The sequence below is a fragment of the Mesorhizobium sp. M1E.F.Ca.ET.041.01.1.1 genome (genome assembly GCF_003997355.1).
Classification (GTDB): Bacteria; Pseudomonadota; Alphaproteobacteria; order Rhizobiales; family Rhizobiaceae; genus Mesorhizobium.
On record NZ_RZSL01001047.1, the window covers coordinates 1 to 1,207 of the forward strand.

The window sequence follows — 1,207 nt, forward strand, 5'->3', positions numbered from 1 at the left end:
TTAGAGCACAGCACTGGCGTCGAGTTCCTTCACACCCCCCTCTGGCCTGCCGGCCATCTCCCCCGCAAGGGGGGAGATTGGACGTCGTCGCCGCTTTCGCCAATCACCAACGTTGAAAGTGAGAGCCAGCGGTTGAGCTGCCGATCTCCCCCCTTGCGGGGGAGATGTCCGGCAGGACAGAGGGGGGTGCTGTCCCGCCGACGTTGGGAACCTACTCCTTCGCCGCTCCGGCCGCCTTGATATCCAGCAGCCCATAGCCGAAATCATTGTCCCGCCCCTTCGGGCCGAGATCCTTGGCGGTTGCCGCCAGCGCCTTCTCGATGTCGTCGGCCGAGCGGTCGGGCGTGGCGTGGATCAGGTTGGCGATGGCGCCGCTGACGATCGCGGCGGCGAACGAGGTGCCGGTCACCACGTCGGAACCGGCGCCGCTCGGAGCCACCATTTCCACGCCCGGCGCCGAGATGAAGACGTAAGGACCGCGATTGGCCTGCGCCATCAGCCCGTCCTTGGCGTCGGTGGCGGTTACTGCGATGACGCCGTCGAAAGCGGCCGGATAGCCATAGGGCGCCTTGGGGCCATTGTTGCCGGCGGCCGCCACCAGCACCATGCCGAGCGCGCGAGCATTGCGGCAGGCTGTGCCGAGCAGGTCGTTCTTCGGGCCGACGAAGCTCATATTGATGATGCGGACATCCTGTTCCGCCGCCCAGTCGAGCGCCGCCAGGATGACATCCATGGTCGACTTGCCGCCTTCGAAGGCGCGCGCATGGTAGATCCTGGCGCCCGGCGCCATGCCTTCCAGCGCGCCGACACCGGCGATCAGCCCATCGACCGAGGTGCCGTGGTCGCGTTTTTCGATCGGCACGTTCGGCATGGCATCGTACTGGGCGGCGATGACGCCGGCGAGCGCCGGGTTGGTGTCGTCGATGCCGGTGTCGATGACGGCGACGCGCACATTCTCGCCGCTCGCCTGTTTCGAATCGAGCGCTATGCGGTCGAAGGCGTAGTTCACGATGCCTGCCGCCTGCTGCAGCGAATAGATGTGGTTGGGTTCGCGCCGCTGCGTGCGGCCGTCGGCGGCAAGCTGCGCCAGCACCACGCCGACCGGTCGTCCGTCGGGAATGCCGAAGCGCACCAGCGTTGAGCCGAGCAGCCGCGACTGGCGCTGCGAGCGCACTTGCAGGCCGAAGGCGGTGGCGATCTGCTGCAC

General features: G+C 67.4%; 1 protein-coding gene. It reads right to left on the minus strand.

Annotated features, from left to right (window positions below; translation table 11 throughout):
• Window positions 1–211 precede the first annotated feature (211 nt).
• On the minus strand, window positions 212–1,207 hold a 996-nt coding region (locus EOA38_RS37210), incomplete at its 5' end, for a S8 family serine peptidase (RefSeq protein WP_127301548.1).